Origin of the sequence: Sphingobium sp. Cam5-1, assembly GCF_015693305.1 — a bacterium.
Taxonomy (GTDB): domain Bacteria; phylum Pseudomonadota; class Alphaproteobacteria; order Sphingomonadales; family Sphingomonadaceae; genus Sphingobium.
The window spans coordinates 165,763-180,677 of sequence record NZ_CP065138.1 but is presented as its reverse complement, the minus strand read 5'-3'; the positions used below and the strand labels follow the sequence as shown (position 1 = coordinate 180,677).

15 protein-coding genes and 1 pseudogene are annotated in these 14,915 nt (G+C 63.3%); 7 read left to right on the top strand and 9 right to left on the bottom strand.

Annotated features, from left to right (window positions below):
- Positions 1-7 precede the first annotated feature (7 nt).
- From IZV00_RS00945 to mscL, 3 genes are all read right to left on the bottom strand, one after another.
- Positions 8-2,371 (bottom strand): chemotaxis protein CheA, encoded by a 2,364-nt coding sequence (locus tag IZV00_RS00945; protein ID WP_196225376.1) that lies wholly within the window; start codon positions 2,369-2,371, stop codon positions 8-10.
- Positions 2,372-2,510: 139 nt separating this feature from the next.
- A complete protein-coding gene (locus IZV00_RS00940; protein ID WP_196225375.1) occupies positions 2,511-2,786 on the bottom strand; it encodes a hypothetical protein in 276 nt (91 codons plus the stop codon).
- Between the two features lie 144 nt (positions 2,787-2,930).
- Positions 2,931-3,359 carry a large conductance mechanosensitive channel protein MscL gene (gene mscL / locus IZV00_RS00935; protein WP_196225374.1) on the bottom strand — a complete coding sequence of 143 codons (429 nt, stop codon included), beginning with the start codon at positions 3,357-3,359 and terminating at the stop codon, positions 2,931-2,933.
- A gap of 102 nt (positions 3,360-3,461) precedes the next feature.
- Here mscL and IZV00_RS00930 point away from each other — a divergent pair, with 102 nt between their 5' ends.
- Genes IZV00_RS00930 through IZV00_RS00915 form a run of 4 tightly spaced genes read left to right on the top strand, consistent with a single transcriptional unit; the run spans position 3,462 to position 6,099 of the window.
- Positions 3,462-4,064, top strand: coding sequence for a LemA family protein (locus IZV00_RS00930; RefSeq protein WP_196225373.1), 603 nt, complete (start codon positions 3,462-3,464; stop codon positions 4,062-4,064).
- A gap of 9 nt (positions 4,065-4,073) precedes the next feature.
- Positions 4,074-4,880, top strand: coding sequence for a TPM domain-containing protein (locus IZV00_RS00925; protein WP_196225372.1), 807 nt, complete (start codon positions 4,074-4,076; stop codon positions 4,878-4,880).
- Positions 4,880-5,557 (top strand): TPM domain-containing protein, encoded by a 678-nt coding sequence (locus IZV00_RS00920; RefSeq protein WP_196225371.1) that lies wholly within the window; start codon positions 4,880-4,882, stop codon positions 5,555-5,557. The genes IZV00_RS00925 and IZV00_RS00920 overlap by 1 nt, the downstream gene beginning before the upstream one ends.
- Complete coding sequence (locus tag IZV00_RS00915) at positions 5,554-6,099, top strand: NUDIX hydrolase (protein WP_196225370.1); 546 nt, start codon at positions 5,554-5,556, stop codon at positions 6,097-6,099. The genes IZV00_RS00920 and IZV00_RS00915 overlap by 4 nt, the downstream gene beginning before the upstream one ends.
- A gap of 3 nt (positions 6,100-6,102) precedes the next feature.
- Here IZV00_RS00915 and IZV00_RS00910 read toward each other — a convergent pair whose 3' ends face one another.
- On the bottom strand, positions 6,103-6,561 hold the full coding sequence (locus IZV00_RS00910; RefSeq protein ID WP_196225369.1) for a DUF6456 domain-containing protein: 459 nt from the start codon (positions 6,559-6,561) through the stop codon (positions 6,103-6,105).
- A gap of 101 nt (positions 6,562-6,662) precedes the next feature.
- Between IZV00_RS00910 and IZV00_RS00905 the strand changes: the two genes are divergently transcribed.
- Positions 6,663-7,226 (top strand): helix-turn-helix domain-containing protein, encoded by a 564-nt coding sequence (locus IZV00_RS00905; RefSeq protein ID WP_196225368.1) that lies wholly within the window; start codon positions 6,663-6,665, stop codon positions 7,224-7,226.
- 58 nt (positions 7,227-7,284) lie between these two features.
- The gene (locus tag IZV00_RS00900; RefSeq protein ID WP_196225367.1) at positions 7,285-8,457 is read left to right on the top strand and encodes a glycosyltransferase; all 1,173 of its coding nucleotides are present in this window, start codon (positions 7,285-7,287) and stop codon (positions 8,455-8,457) included.
- 98 nt (positions 8,458-8,555) lie between these two features.
- Here the strand turns inward: IZV00_RS00900 and IZV00_RS00895 are convergent, their stop codons facing one another.
- Positions 8,556-9,302, bottom strand: a complete 747-nt coding sequence (locus IZV00_RS00895; protein ID WP_196225366.1) for an HAD-IIB family hydrolase — start codon at positions 9,300-9,302, stop codon at positions 8,556-8,558.
- Between IZV00_RS00895 and IZV00_RS21095 the strand changes: the two are divergent.
- Positions 9,195-9,998: pseudogene (locus IZV00_RS21095) on the top strand (phosphotransferase family protein); the annotation flags it as partial. The gene IZV00_RS00895 and the pseudogene IZV00_RS21095 sit on opposite strands and share 108 nt — an antisense overlap.
- Before the next feature lie 198 nt (positions 9,999-10,196).
- On the opposite strand, the gene IZV00_RS00885 reads toward IZV00_RS21095, so the two are convergent.
- The 4 genes from IZV00_RS00885 to IZV00_RS00870 form a co-directional block, all read right to left on the bottom strand.
- Positions 10,197-11,465, bottom strand: a complete 1,269-nt coding sequence (locus IZV00_RS00885; RefSeq protein WP_196225365.1) for a capsule biosynthesis protein — start codon at positions 11,463-11,465, stop codon at positions 10,197-10,199.
- On the bottom strand, positions 11,458-13,050 hold the full coding sequence (locus IZV00_RS00880; RefSeq protein ID WP_196226442.1) for a capsular polysaccharide export protein, LipB/KpsS family: 1,593 nt from the start codon (positions 13,048-13,050) through the stop codon (positions 11,458-11,460). Before IZV00_RS00880 ends, IZV00_RS00885 begins: the two co-directional genes overlap by 8 nt.
- A gap of 76 nt (positions 13,051-13,126) precedes the next feature.
- Complete coding sequence (locus tag IZV00_RS00875; RefSeq protein ID WP_196225364.1) at positions 13,127-14,422, bottom strand: glycosyltransferase family 4 protein; 1,296 nt, start codon at positions 14,420-14,422, stop codon at positions 13,127-13,129.
- A 44-nt stretch (positions 14,423-14,466) separates the two neighbouring features.
- Positions 14,467-14,907: an HIT family protein gene (locus tag IZV00_RS00870; protein WP_196225363.1), complete on the bottom strand. Its 441-nt coding sequence runs from the start codon at positions 14,905-14,907 to the stop codon at positions 14,467-14,469.
- Between the last annotated feature and the right edge of the window lie 8 nt (positions 14,908-14,915).

Below are 14,915 nucleotides of genomic sequence, written 5' to 3'. Positions count from 1 at the left end.
AACCTCCTTAGCGCCGGGTGCCAGTGATGGCCGCCATCAGGGCGTCCTGATCATAGCGATAAATGCTGCCATCCTCTGGCCCTGCCGGTTTTGGTGACGCGCGCAGCTGGACGATGCGGCATCCCAATATCTCGGCCGCCTGCGTCAGATCACGGTCAGAACAAAGGACCACGTCAGCCGGATCGACGGCCTCACCTTGGGGCAGGCCCAAAAGGACTTCATGGCCCGCCTGACGCAGCAAGGGCGCCAATATCTCACGCGTCCAGCCATCCTCACTGTCAGCAAGGACGCACCGTCCCCGAACCCGTCTCGCGAAGCCACTATCTGGCAGAGAGGCAAACAGCGCGAAGGGATTAAGGACCTCAAGATGTTCGCCATCGACCATGGCGACGCCGCTCAGCACGCCTTGCAGGGCGACCATGTCGGGCACGGCAGGCATTTCCACGATGTCGAGAACGGCGGCGACCGGATAGCAGGCTTCCTGATTGCCATCCCGAAGCCGCAGCGCCGAAACATGATCGGCAGTAAATTTATGCGCGCCATTGGCCACCGGCACCAGCCGTCCGTCCAGCCGCACAAAGGCATGGGCGCCCGAACGACCAAAGAGCGACGCATCAACGTCCTCCACCCGCTCCACCAGAGAAAGCTTGATCAGCCGCCGTTCGCCCGACAGCTCCTCAAAGCGCAGGGCCGACACCATCTCGACCCGGACAGCGCCATCATCATTGTCATCTGCCTGATCATTGGCCCGTTCATCCACAACATTCGGCAGGCGCGCGGCATTGGCGAGGCCCGCCGCATCGAGCAGCAACATCGGCTTGCCATTGTCGGGCAGCGTCATGCCCGCATAGACGCCGGTCGCCATGACCAGCGGAGATGCGGGACGAATAACCAGTTCCTCATGATTATCGACAGCGGCGACACCCAGGGCGAAGGGCACGCCAGTCGCAGATCGCACCACCATGATCGCGCGCGGACCCGGCTGGGCGGACTTCTCCATCCCCAACACATCTTCCAGATCGATCATCGAATGGCGCACGGACCGGATCGTCGCGATCTTCGCGCCACCGACTTCGGCGACATGCAGCGTCTCGTTATTATCGTGCAGTATCTCGACCACCGCCGCGCGCGGAATGGCGAAGTGCAGACCGCCAGACCGGATGATAAGACCCGGAATGATCGTCAGCGTCAACGGAACGCGCAATACGATCCGCAATCCCCGCCCAAGTTCGTTATGCAGCGCGATGACGCCGCCGATCCGCTCCACATTGGCGCGCACCACGTCCATCCCGACCCCCCGGCCGGATATCGCAGTCACATGGCTGGCAGTCGAAAGCCCGGCCTGGAAGATCAGCTCCAGCTTTTCCGCCTCGCCCATCCTGGCGGCGGCATCGCGGGTCAGCTTGCCTGCTGAAACTGCCTTTTCCACCAGGCGCCCGGTGTCGATACCCTGCCCGTCGTCGCTGACCTCGATCACGATCTGGTTGCCCGACTGGCGTGCCTGCAACTTCAGCGTCCCGGCTTCGGGCTTGCCCACCGCCCGGCGCTGCTCAGGTGTTTCGATGCCGTGATCGATGCTGTTGCGCACGATGTGGGTCAGTGGATCGACCACCATCTCCACCATCTCGCGGTCCATTTCGACGTCGCCGCCCTCAAGGACTAGGTCGATCCTCTTGCCCAGTTCGCGGCCCAGATCACGCACCATGCGTGGAATGGCGGTAAACAGCCTTTCCACACGCTGCATTCGCGTCTTGGAAATGGCGTCCCGCATGTCGGCAACGCATGTGGAAAGTCGTTCGAAGCTGCTCTCCAGCTCGGGATCGCTCGACCGTTCGCGCAGCTTGCGGGACAGTTCGTTGCGCGCCAGCACCATGTCCGACACGCCATTCATCAACTGATCGATCAGCGATAGCGGCAACCGGATGGTCCGGGGCACCGCCTGCGCGCCGCCTTGACGCACAGCCTCGATTGCGGGAGCAACCTCTGCGGCCGCCGTTACTTCCTCGCGTGCGGCGAGGGCACCAATCAGATAGTCGTCATTTTCATCGGGCAGCGCCGCGCCGATCGCCACCGCCTCTGCAAGTTCGGCGATCCGGTCCATAATGCCCAGCACGGCACTAACCGTCGCTGGATCAGCGGTACGGCTTCCTGCGCGGATTTCCGACAGCACATCCTCGGCCGCATGGCTCAGCCGTTCAAAACGCGGCAGGTTGAGGAAGCCGCAGCTGCCCTTTACCGTATGGAAGAAGCGGAAAATGGCGTCCAGCCGGTCGCGGTCGCTGGGGTCCGCCTCCCAGGCGACGACCTCGCCCGCCAGGGCTTCCAGCGTTTCCTGCGTCTCGGCTATGAATTCCTGAAGTAACTCGTCCATTCCCTTGGCCTTCACGGATGCGCGCGACGGCACCATGGGGAAGGCGTGGTTAAAGGCTCGTTAAAGACGTTGTTCTCTCAGCAAAAAGGGCGCCGCGATCATCATCGCGACGCCCTTTCCGGCTTGGGAAAGCGAAAGATTAGCGCTCCGTCTTCTCTTCGACGGCATCGGCAGCGCGCTCACCCGCTTCGCGAGTGGCCTCGGCCTTGTTCTCCAAAGCGTCGGCTGCGTTCTCGGCAGCGTTTTCGGCATTGCCGGACAGGTTATCGGCCATCGCTTCCATGTTGCTGGCCTGGTTGTCGATGGCGTCCGCCTGATTCTCGTATGCGTTCTCGACCTTGTTTTCCTGCTTGGAATCGCATGCAGCAAGCGCGATCAAGCTGGCAAGGCCGAGGACTGAGACGATGGTTTTCACGGCGTGTTCTCCTGTTGCGCCCCCTGGGGCTGACGTCATTCGGCAAGAATTCCGGCCGCGCAAAGCACCCAGAACTCTGACCGCGATCAACCGGTCGCACGGCAGATGGTTCCCGCCGCAGGCTCCTTTCGTCGCAGAAACGAATTATTTTTTGAGGTTGTCGCGAATTTCACGGAGCAACAGCACCTCCTCCGGGGTAGCGGCAGGCGCCTCATCGGGCTTGGGCATCAGCCTGTTCACCGCCCTCACCAGCAGGAAGATGATGAAGGCAAGGATGAGGAAATTGACCAGCACGGTCAGAAATTCGCCCCACCCCAACATGGCGACTCCTGCGCCCTTGAGATCGGCGTAGCTTTCCGGATTGCCCTTGAACCCGGCAGGTATGTCGCCGAGCCGGATGAAATAGCGGGAAAAGTCCGCCCCGCCGAACAGGTAGCCCACCACCGGCATGATCAGGTCATCTGTCAGCGACTTGGTGATGGTGGCGAACGCGCCGCCGATGATGACGCCAACCGCCAGGTCGATCACGCTGCCCCGGTTTATAAATGTCTTGAATTCGGAAATCAGTCCCATGTGAGAACCCCTTGCACTGATTGCGTGTTTAGCAGGATGAGCCGTTGCACCCGCTTCCACAACCACCTATTTCCGACGTCGCAACAATGCCGAGGATGCTCCATGACGATCCTGCGCCGATTTTCTGCTCTTCTCCTGCCCCTGCTAACGGCATTTGCGCTGTCTGCCTGCGGCATCAACAGCGTGCCCACCGCAGAGGAAGCAGCGAAAGCCAAATGGGCCGACGTCCAGGCACAATATCAGCGCCGCTCCAACCTGATCGGCAATCTGGTCGCCACAGTGAAGGCAGCTGGCAAACAGGAACAGGACACGTTGGTGAGGGTCACGGAGGCGCGTGCCAAGGCGACATCGGTGCAGGTCAACGCCGAGGATTTGTCCGACCCCGCCAAGGTCCAGCAATTCCAGCAGGCACAGGCGCAACTGAGCCAAGGTCTCGGGCGGCTGCTGGCATCGGTGGAGGCTTATCCGGACCTCAAGGCTAACCAGAATTTCCTCGATCTCCAGTCACAGCTGGAAGGGACCGAGAACCGGATCGCCGTCGCCATTCGCGACTATAATGAAGCGGTGCGCGCCTATAACACCCGCATTCGCACCTTCCCCGACGCGATCGGCGCCAAGATCATTCATGGCGCCAAGCCGATGACCCCCTTCCAGGCGACCACGCCGGGAGCCGAAGAAGCGCCCAAGGTCGACTTCGGCAACTAAGCGCCAGCCATGCTCCGCCGCCTGCTCCTGATCCTAGCGCTGCTCGTCTGGACGGCGGCGGCGGGTCTCGCTGTCCCCGCCGCGCAGGCCCAAAGCTTTCCGAAGTTCGACGACAAGGGTGTCGTGGATGCCGCGAACATCCTCGACCCCGCGCAGGAACAGGCGCTGAGCCAAAAGCTGATCGCGCAGAAGCAGGCGAGTGGGCGGTCGCTGGTCGTGGCGACCATCCCAGACCTTCAGGGCTACGACATTTCGGACTATGGCTACCGCCTCGGCCGCGCCTGGGGGATTGGCGACAAGAATAATCAGGGCATCCTGCTGATCATCGCCCCCCATGAGCGTAAGGTGCGGATCGAGGTCGGCTATGGCGTCGAAGGCATACTGACGGACGCGCTGTCTTCGCAAATCATCCGCAACGCCATCACGCCGCGTTTCAAGGCTGGCGACATGGCAGGCGGGATCGATGCGGGCGTCGATCAGATCACGTCGCTGCTCGCCCTGCCACCCGATCAGGCAAGGGCGCGCGCCGCGCAGGCGGAGGCCGAAGCCCGCCAGCAGGATAGCGGCGGAGGCGGCATCCTCGGCTTCTGGATCATCATGTTCTTCGTCTTCTTCGTCCTGCTTCCGCTGCTGTCGCGAGCGCGCGGCGGGAAGCGCTATCGCCGTGGTGGCGGCGCGCCTGTCATCCTCTGGGGTCCGGGCATGGGCTCTGGATGGGGCTCTGGCGGCGGGGGCGGATCAAGCTGGGGCAGCGGCGGAGGTGGCTTTTCAGGAGGAGGCAGCTTCGGGGGCGGCGGCGCCTCGGGGGACTGGTGATGCAAGTGCTTTTCAATCAGGCGGACCACGAACTGGTCACCGCCGCCGTCAAGGAAGCAGAGACACAAACATCCGGCGAGATCGTGACGATCGTCACGCGCCGTTCCGATAGCTATCATGATGTCGGCCTCAGCTGGGCGGTGGCGGCCATATTCCTCGCCTTGTCTTTCATGGCCGCATTCCCGGCGCAGCTGCGCGCCTTCCTGTCCACGCTGCTGCTGGATTGGGAACATGAGCTGGCCGACTGGAAGCTCATCCTCGGCCTGACCGGCCTTCTGATCCTGAAATTTCTCGTGGTGCGCTATCTGCTCGCCATCATGCCGCTACGCATGCTGATGACGCCGCGTGCGACCAAGGCCCGCCGGGTGCGCCGCCGCGCCATCCTTCTCTTCCGCACCGCCGCCGAAGCACGCACGCGCGGCCGCACAGGCGTCCTTATCTACCTGTCGCTTGACGAGCATCGAGCCGAGATCGTCGCCGACCGCGCGATCAACGAAAAAGTCGCGCCCGAAGCATGGGGAGATGCGATGGCAGCACTGATCGATGCGATCCGGGCGGGTCGCCCCGGAGAAGGGCTGGCACAGGCCGTACGTCAGGTCGGCGCTGTCCTCGCGGCGCATTTCCCGCGCGAGCAGGATGACATCAACGAATTGCCCGACAGGCTGATCGAATTATGAGTGAACAGGATATGGCCGCCCCGGAAGAAATCATGTGGGCTGGCCGTTTCATCACCGCCAAGCGTCGCGGCAGATGGGAATATGTAGGGCGAGCGCGCGGCATCCATGCTGCCGTTATCCTGGCCTTCGACGAAGACGCAGACGGGCGGCGGCATGTGCTGCTCGTCGATCAATTCCGGGTGCCGCTCGGCCGCCGCTGCATCGAACTGCCCGCTGGCCTTGTCGGCGATGATGAGGAAGGCGAGGCATCCGAACGCGCGGCGATCCGCGAACTGGAAGAGGAAACCGGATATCACGCCGGACGCATGGAGGCCGCTGGCGAATTCTACAGCTCGCCCGGCATGGTGTCCGAAAGCTTCTGCCTTTTCCGCGCCCATGACCTGCGAAAAACGGGTGATGGTGGAGGCGTGGACGGGGAAGATATCCGCGTCCACCGCATTCCACTGGATCAATTGACGGGCCAGATCGCCTTCTGGCGAGCCGAAGGTTTTGCCATCGATGTCAAACTGCTGCTGCTCCTCGGTGCCGAGCTGAGCCGCTAAACGTCAAGGCACGCGATACCAGGCTGCGACCCTCTCCAGCGCCAGCGTCAGGACCAGTTTGCCCGCCCTGCTCGGCCATCCGAGCGCCCGCTCCGCCGCGACCAGCCCCTCACCAGCGCAGGCAACCCGCCATAATATATCGCTAAGTCCCGGCCCGGCGGCGGCGATGGCGGCATGGAAACGCTCCCCCGCCGACAGCTGGGCTATGCTGGGATCAGGCGCTGCCGAGCCATTTCTTGGCCCACCCGTGGAACACGCCGCGTCCCATCGCATAGTGACACGCGGACCAAGCCCCGCCTTCTCCCAATCAGCGCGCAACAGCTCCCCCGCTCTGAAATAGCGCTCGCTCAGATGACCGCGCGCGTGCAGCCATGCCAACGGCGATTCGCCCAGGTTCACAGCCACTGTCTGGACATGTCCTGCGGGGTCCTCGATCTTCTGCTCCACATATTGGCTTCGCATCGGCTTCCTCCTCATGCATGAATGATGCGAAGGGGCTTGCCACGACGAACCATTTGTAGGAAAGACGAAAAACCAAATAGGTGAAAAAATCGGGAATGGGCATGATCACCCGGATTAGAGAAGTTCGAAAAGCCAAGGGTTTGACGCTGGAGCAAGTCGCGGCGCTTTGCCGTCCGGCAACCACGGCGCAGACGATCGGCAGGCTGGAAACCGGCACGCGAACCGTATCGGTCAACTGGTTGAACCGCATTGCCGACGCTCTGGGCGTTGGCTCATCAGAACTTGTGGCGCTCCCGGGTCAAAGCGTGGTGCCGGTCGCGGCGCTGCTCGGCCCGGAAGGCGCCCGCGCACCGACCCGCAGCCTGTCCTTCCCTCCACCCGTGCCCGCCGACGCGATGATCGGCGTTCAGGTGGCCGCCAGCATCGGCGATTATCGCAGCGGGGATGAAATCTGGTGCCGCCGCATCGGCCCGGACGAATTTGCAAGCGCGCTCAATCGGGACATATTGCTGCCACGCCATGCCGGACGGTTCGTCTTTGGCAGACTGATCGGGCGAGAGGGCGACAAGTTGCAAATACTGCCGCTCGGCAGTGGCAGCCGTCAGCAGGTGATCAGCGACCCACCCTGGGGCGCCGTCGCGGTTCAGTTGGTAAGACAATTATAGCCAAAGCCGCGCTTCAGCCCTAACTCTCGATTAACCGCGATGCTTTAAGGGGGACAGCATGACGCTGAATGTCCTTACGCTCTCGACCCTGTTCCCGGACATGAGCCGTCCGAATTTCGGGGTGTTCGTCGAACGGCAGGCGCGGGAACTCGCCAGCCGCCCCGATGTCAATGTCACGGTGATCGCGCCACTCGGGATTCCGATTTGGCCGATCGGCCTTGGCAATCAATATGCGCCGCTCCGCGCCCTGCCGCGCAAGGAACGGTGGCAGAACCTCACCGTCTACCGCCCGATTTTTTCGACGATCCCGAAGATCGGCGCGCGCTACAATGTCGGCAGCATGACCCGCGCAATCCTGCCGCTGGTACGCCATCTGCATGAACAGCAGCCCTTCGACGTCATCGACGCCAGCTTCTTCTTCCCCGATGGCCCGGTGGCGCAGCGCCTGTCACGCGCCCTCAGCATCCCCTATTCCGTCAAGGCGCGCGGCGCCGACATCCATTATTGGGGCAAACGGCGCGACACGCGCGGAATGGTGAAACGCGCCGGGGCGGAAGCGGCGGGCCTGCTCGCCGTATCCAGCGCAATGCGCCGGTCGATGGTCAAGCTGGGCATGGATGCGGAAAAGATTCGCGTCCACTATACCGGCGTCGATCTCGATCGCTTTGAACTGGCCGATCGCGCCGCCGCCAAGGAAGCACTGGGCTTTGAAGGGCCGGTAGTCCTGTGCGTCGGCGCACTCATTCCGCGCAAGGGGCAGGAACTGCTGGTGCAGGCGCTTCCGCGTCTGCCCGGCATCACCTTGCTCTTCGCTGGTCAGGGTCAATATCGCCGGGCGCTGGAAAAGCAGGCGGAGGAACTGGCCGTTGACCGTCGCATTGGTTTCCTCGGCTCCGTCCCGTATGACCGTCTGCCGCGCATCTATGCCGCCGCCGATGTGATGGCGCTGCCCTCCTCCTCCGAAGGACTCGCCAACGCCTGGGTCGAATCGCTCGCCTGCGGTACGCCCATCGTTATCACCGATGTCGGTGGCGCGCGCGAACTGCTCGACCGTCCGGAAGCAGGCAAGATCGTTGACCGTGATCCTGAAGCGATCGCGGCCGCCATTGGAGAGATTCTCTACAACCCGCCCGAGCGCGAAGCGGTGCGCGATGCAGCACTGCGCTTTACGTGGGAGGCCAATGCCGACCTTCTGCTCCACCATCTGAAGGGCATCGCCCGCAACGGCTAAGCGGGGTGGAGGGGTTTGCCTGTGAAACACACCCCCGCCCCTCTCAGATCATGGACCGCACGCCGCAACCGACGGCGCCCGGCATCAGGGCAATTCGGTCACTTCTGGCAGGAAACGATCGCCGCGATCACGGACAGCGTCTCCTCCGGGTCCCGGACACGCACCGTGTCCAGCCCCAATTCCTTGGCCGGATAATCATTGCCGCCCGGGAAGATCGCGTCGCCGATGAACATCATCGCATCCAGAGCGATGCCGCTCGCATCGCGCAACTTTTTGAGGCCATAGGCCTTGTCCACGCCCTCGCGCGTGATGTCGATCGATGTCGCGCCGCCCATGTTGATCGACAGGCCGGGCAACCGCTCCCGCAGGTCGGCCTGAATGATACGGCGCTTGGCAAAGTCGGGGTCCCATCCCTCCTTCGCATGAATAGGAGCCTGCTGGCCGAGCGCGGAAAAGGTGATCTGACTGCCCCGATCCTCGATCCGTTCGCCCCATGTTTCTTCCGGCACGAAACCCGTCGCTTCCAACGCCTGATCGAAGGCAGCGAAGATGCTCTGCTTCTGCGCCTCATCAAATAGCTCGGCATAGACTGGCGTCCATGCGCCTGCCTGATGCGTGAAAAGCTTGGTGCCGGTCGTCGGCATCAACCACAGACGCGACAGGTCCGCGCGGCTGGGCAGGCGGCTTGCCACCTGCTTGTCGAACTGCGGCCAATCACCCCCGGAAATCACGGCAACATGCGCTACCGTCATCAGGTCAGCCAGCGCCTCCCCCATCTCTTCTCCCAAAGGTTGCTTGCTTTCCGCCAGCGTTCCGTCGAGATCAAAGGCGATCAACTCTTTCATTTGGGCAAGCTCCTGGAATTCTGTCGGCGCAGCTACCATCAATTGAGCGATCGGCAAATGCACGGAAGTGAGGAAATGATGCAGCACATGTCGTTGGAAATGGGAAGCGATTGGCTGCTGCTCGACCGGGGCCAGAGCTCGGAGGTTTTTCATATTGGCGACGGAAAGGTCATCAAGATCTTCCACCCCGCCGTGTCCGATGAAATGATCGAGCGCGAAAGGGCGGCTGCCACGCTGGCCGATTCCCTCGGCCTCCCCACCGCCGCGCCGCGCGCGCGCGTCGAGGTCGATGACAAACGCGCCCTCATCTATCCAGAGATAAACGGCTCATCCGTCGCCAGAGCAATTCGCAAGAAGCCCTTCTCGGCCGCCTCCCTCCTCCGCGACATGGCTCGCCTCTTCCATAAGATGCACGGTCGCTCGGCATCGGGACTGCGCACGGTGAAGTCCGTGCTTAAAACCGATATCGAATATGGCCCGGCGCCCGACCGGCTCAAGCGCGCCGCCACCGATTATCTGGCTCGCCTCCCAGAGGGCAATCAACTCCTCCACGGCGACTTCCACATCGACAATATTCTGGTCAATGATAACGGGCTGGTCGTCCTCGACTGGGCGAAGGCCGCGATCGGCGTGCCCGCCGCCGATGCCGTGAGGAGCGAGATGTTGATGCGGTTCGGCGAAGGCCCTGCCGACCCCATCACCAACATCTGGCGCGACTGGGCCGCCCGTCAGCTTGGCCTCGCCTATCAAAGGCAAAGCGGCGTCACGCCCGATCAGCTTTCCCGATGGCGCCCCATCGTCGCGCTAGCATGGCTCCGCGCGCGCCCTCCCGTCCGCAATGCAGCTTTCACCCGCTATCTGAACAACGCCTTACGCGACGCACGAATCCTGTCCTCAGCTGACCCGCGCAAGATTGATCCGCCGCACTGGTCCATCCGAACGGCGCTCCCCCTGCTGCCTTTCTTCGCAAAGCCGCTCCACAGCATTGTTCACCAGCATATCGAGGCCCTGATCGCTTAGCAGGCCGCCCCGTATCAGGCATCGGTCGATCAGCACCCGGCGGAATGCCGCATAGAGAGTCTGATCCGGCGCCCCCGGATCGAGCCAGAACTCGTCCAGCGTCCCCCTATAAACGACGCCGGGCACCTTGTAGACGGCATGTCCCAGCACCAGCACCGGCTTGCCCTTGTTCAGCGCCAGCGTACCGACCGTGCTGTTGACCGTCACCACGCCGAGCGACCGGCCCACCACCTGCGCGATGTCAAGGTCCGCCAGATAATAGACCCGATCCGCCACCCCATATCGGGCCGCGAGCCGCCGCGTCAGCCGCTCCCAGGCGACCAATCCCGAATCCAGCGGATGCCGCTTCACCAACAGGTTAGTGCCCTCGGGTGCATATCGCGCGAAGCTCTTGATCACGAACCGCAAGGCCGCGCGCATATTGCCGAAGGGCGAATGGACGCGAATCTGATAGTCCGAATCCAGCTGCAGCGGCAGGGCGAAATAGGGCTTGTCCCGTATCGTCTCCCATTGCGCCCGCGACAAACGCACGTCCCGCTTGCGCAGCATCAGCTTCTTGAGCCAGCCCGCCGCCTCCAGCAGAAAGCTCTGCGGCCGATGCGTCCGATAAAAGGGAAAGATCGGCCACATCATCGCCGACGCCAGCCCGTTGCGCGTCGTGTTGACCGCACGCCTGCGGAAGGTCGAAGGGATTTGCGGCTCCCGCCCGCCCTCCGGCGGCAGGCCCAGCGCCTGATCCAGATACCATTGCGGGTCGAGCGGCAGCGTTGAATTGCCGTTCACCCCATCTTCTTGCAACGTCATGAAGTCCGGCCGGATATAACCTTCCTCCAGCACATGGACGCGCAAGCCCCGCAACCGCGCCATCTTGTGCGCCGACGCATGATAGGGGCGGCAATCGCCATAGAGAATCAGGTCTGTAACGCCGTGCTGGACGATGAAATCATCGAAGAAGAGCGGCCAGTTGCGGAAGGACCCGCGATAATCCGTCGCCTCCCCCGGCCAGTCCACCTTATCCCCGCCATTGATGTTGATCCGCAAGGCGCCATGCCCGCGCGCGCGCAAGGCATCGGCCAGCATCGCGAAAAAGGGTCCATGCGGCCCCTGAAGGAAAAGGAAGGTCTTGGCTTGGCTGTCAGCCATGGAGACGCTCGGCAGACACAGTCATAAATCTTCTAATTTTCCCCTGTAGCGTCCGCATTCGGATCAGCCATGATGGCGATGACGTCGATCCACTACCCAAACGTTCCACCATGATCTCGGGGCCGCAGGGCAGACCTGTTACCGGGTCGAGGTAACGAGGATAGAGAATGAGGGCGGCCGCCACAAGCTGATCGATGGTCAGCTTGCGCCCTCGACGCGGATTGGGCTCGGCCAGGTCGCGGGTCAGCCCCCATCCGGCGTAGAAAGGCATGCCATGCACCGTGACCGGCCGGTCGCGCAGCAGCGCCTCGAACCCGGTGAGCGACGAAAGCACATGCACGTCATCTACCGCCTGCACCAGCGCCATTAACGGCGCGCCGCTATCGAGCGCATCGGCATGCTCATGCACGACGGCATCGCTCAGATGCCCGCGCCGCAGCCCGGCCTGCACATCGGGATGGGGCCGGTAGATGATATGTGCATCCGGCTCGGCCTGACGAGCCCGCTTCAACAGCCCCAGATTGCCCTCGACACCAGCGCCGCCGAGCTGCACCGACAGGTCATCCTCCACCTGCCCGACGACCAGCACCGTGCGCTTGGCGCTGGGGAGGCTCGGCATCTGGCCACCATCCTGCCCATATTTGGTGACGCCCGTCACCCGAATCTTCGCGCGGAGCCGACCGGCGCGCTCCACTAGCGCCGGTGAAAACGCATGTGTCGCAAGCAACGTCTCCAGGTCGCTCGGCCCGCCCGCATCATAATAAATGCCCGACCGGTCGATAACGACCGACCCGGGCGGCGTCAGCGCGGCCCCCAGTCCCTTCGACCGCAAGAAGCCATCTTCCACCCGCGCAACCGCAATGTCCGGCGCGTCCGCCCGCAAGGAAGAAGGCACCCGCGATGGCCATACCGCCAGCGCTCCACCCTCGCGCCTTGCGCGCCGCGCTCCGGCGCGTGGGGAAAGGAAGGGCGGCGAACGCACCCCATCCCAAAGGAACCGCCGCATCGCTTCGCGCTTCCAGAAAGCCATGCCGCTGGCGGCGGCGATATGCCGGTTGCCTTGCAGATGGCGGCTCCACTCCGCCAGTTGCGCGACGGCTTGCTCGACACCCACCGCCTCGCCGCCGAAACAATCCCGGTAGCTGGCCGCCGCGACCGCGCGCTTTGCCGCCAGCCGAAGCCGTTCAGGCGCGATCACTTCCCCATCAGGGCCACGCACAGCAACGCCCACCATCCCCGCAATGATCGCCAGCTCATCATCGGCCGCCGCGTGGACGGAGCGCGCCTGCGCCACCAGCGCCCAGGGATCATATTCTTTGCCGGAAGGCCGCGCAGGCAGAATGACGATCTCATCGCGCTTCAGGCCCTCGCGGGGAAAACGACACCCCGCTCGCGCCACAAGCTTCACGCCCTCGCGCTGGCGACCCCAAAAGGCCCCTCCAACCCGCGCCGCCGCGATCTGGTCGATAACGCTGTCTGGAACCTCGTCCGGCTCACCCGCCCGCTCGCGCAGGATGCTCACCGCCGCCACGCGTGGAGCAATTCCGGGAAAGGGCGGCGATCGCAGGAAGGGCAGCGGCGTCACTTCGTCAAATCCCGTCCGCACCCGGCAGAAAAGCAATTGTCCACAATGGGTTTCATGCGCACCCCCGGCAGGGACGTCAAGCGGGCGTCGTAGCCGTCACATCGTCCAGCAATTGCATGATGATGTCGAAATAGTCCCGCCATTGGGGCGCGCGCCACGCCTTGATCCGCGCCAATTGCGCTGCACGTTCGGGCGAATCCGGCAGAGCATAGGCCTCGATCAAACGCATCCAGCCCAGCCCGTCCAGCGGGTCGAGATAATCCGGCGCCTCTCCCCCGACTTCCCGATGCGCGACGATGTCGCTGCAAATCACCGGCACGCCCACCGACAGCGCCTCGATCACCGGAATGCCGAAGCCTTCCTCGAACGAAGGCATCAGCATCGCCCGCGCGCCCGCGACCAGCGCGTGCATTTCCGTGTCTGGCACGCTTCCCGCTTCGATGACATGGCCGCGCAGGATTTCCGCCCGCTCCAGCATGTCGACGACATTCTCATTTTCCCATCCCCGGCGACCGATCAGCACAAGGACCGGAGCCCCATCGCCCAACCGCTCCACCAGACGCCGCCACAGATTGAGCAGCAACAGGTGATTCTTTCGCGGCTCGATGGTCGAGATGTAAACGAAATAAGGCCGCGACGGCACCTTATGGCTTTCGCCGCCGAATATGTCGGGCGGGTCAGAGCCGAAATGGGCGACGCACAGGCTGCGCCCTTCCAGGCTCCGCGTCATGAAGGGGCCAAGCGCATCGATCGTCGCCTGGCTGTTGCCGATGATGCCATCGGCATAGCGGTCGATCGTACGTATCCGCCGCCGATGTTCCTCCGCCCCCTGCGGCCGCGCGAACTCCGGATGAGTGAGCGGGATGACATCGTGCACCAGCGTCACGAAACGCGCGCCTTCCGCCCGCAGGATCGCGCCTACCTGATCCGGGTCGTCCAGATGATGGGGCGACACTTGCAAATAGACGCGCGGACTGCGGGCGCGGGGCACAGGACGCGGACGCAGCGCGATCAGGTGACGGATCACCGCCGCCCGTCCCGCCGCCTCATCCTTGGCGCTGCTGTTGCGCCAGCGCGCCGCCGTGAACGCCAGAAACTGCCGCACCGCCGCGCTGTTCAGCCGACCATAATAGCCGCCCGCCGGATGCACGGCGGCAAAGGCCAACCGCTCGGGAATCCGCTCCAGCAGTTCGCGCGCATAGACATATTCGACCCGGTCGATGCCTGTCGGCGCCGCATGGAAGCTGCGCGATAGCAACCGTGATATATCGAGGATGATCTCCGCCTTGCCATCCGCCGCAACATAGCTTCTTGCTGGTTTCGACCGCAATGCCAGCCGCGCGCCGGGCGCCTTGAACGGTTTCAGCGCCATGTCAGCGCTTCTCCATAGGCTTGGTCATGAAATTCGCGCGCGGCTCAGAACTGCGCACGTATCTCTTCCGCCAGCGCTTCGAGGGCAGCGGGATCAGCGAAATTGCCCTGCGCATGGGCGGAAAAGCCCATAGGCCCGCCCTGCCAGCGCGGCACGATATGGAAATGCAGGTGAAACACGGTCTGCCCGGCAGGCGCGCCGTTGAACTGGGCGACATGGATGCCGTCGGGATCGAGCGCCTTGGCGGTCGCCTTGGCGACTTTCCTCACCGTCGCCATCACCTGCGCCAGTGCATCCTCCTCGATCTCAAGGATATTGCGCGCCTTCGACCATTTGGAAATGACCAGGCTGTGCCCCTTCGACTGCGGCTGGATGTCGAGGAAGGCATAGGTGTGCGCATCCTCATACAGCTTGGTCGAAGGGAGCTTGCCCTGAAGGATCAGTGCAAAGACATTGCCTTCGTCATAAGTGCCCTCAAGGCTCATGCCACAGT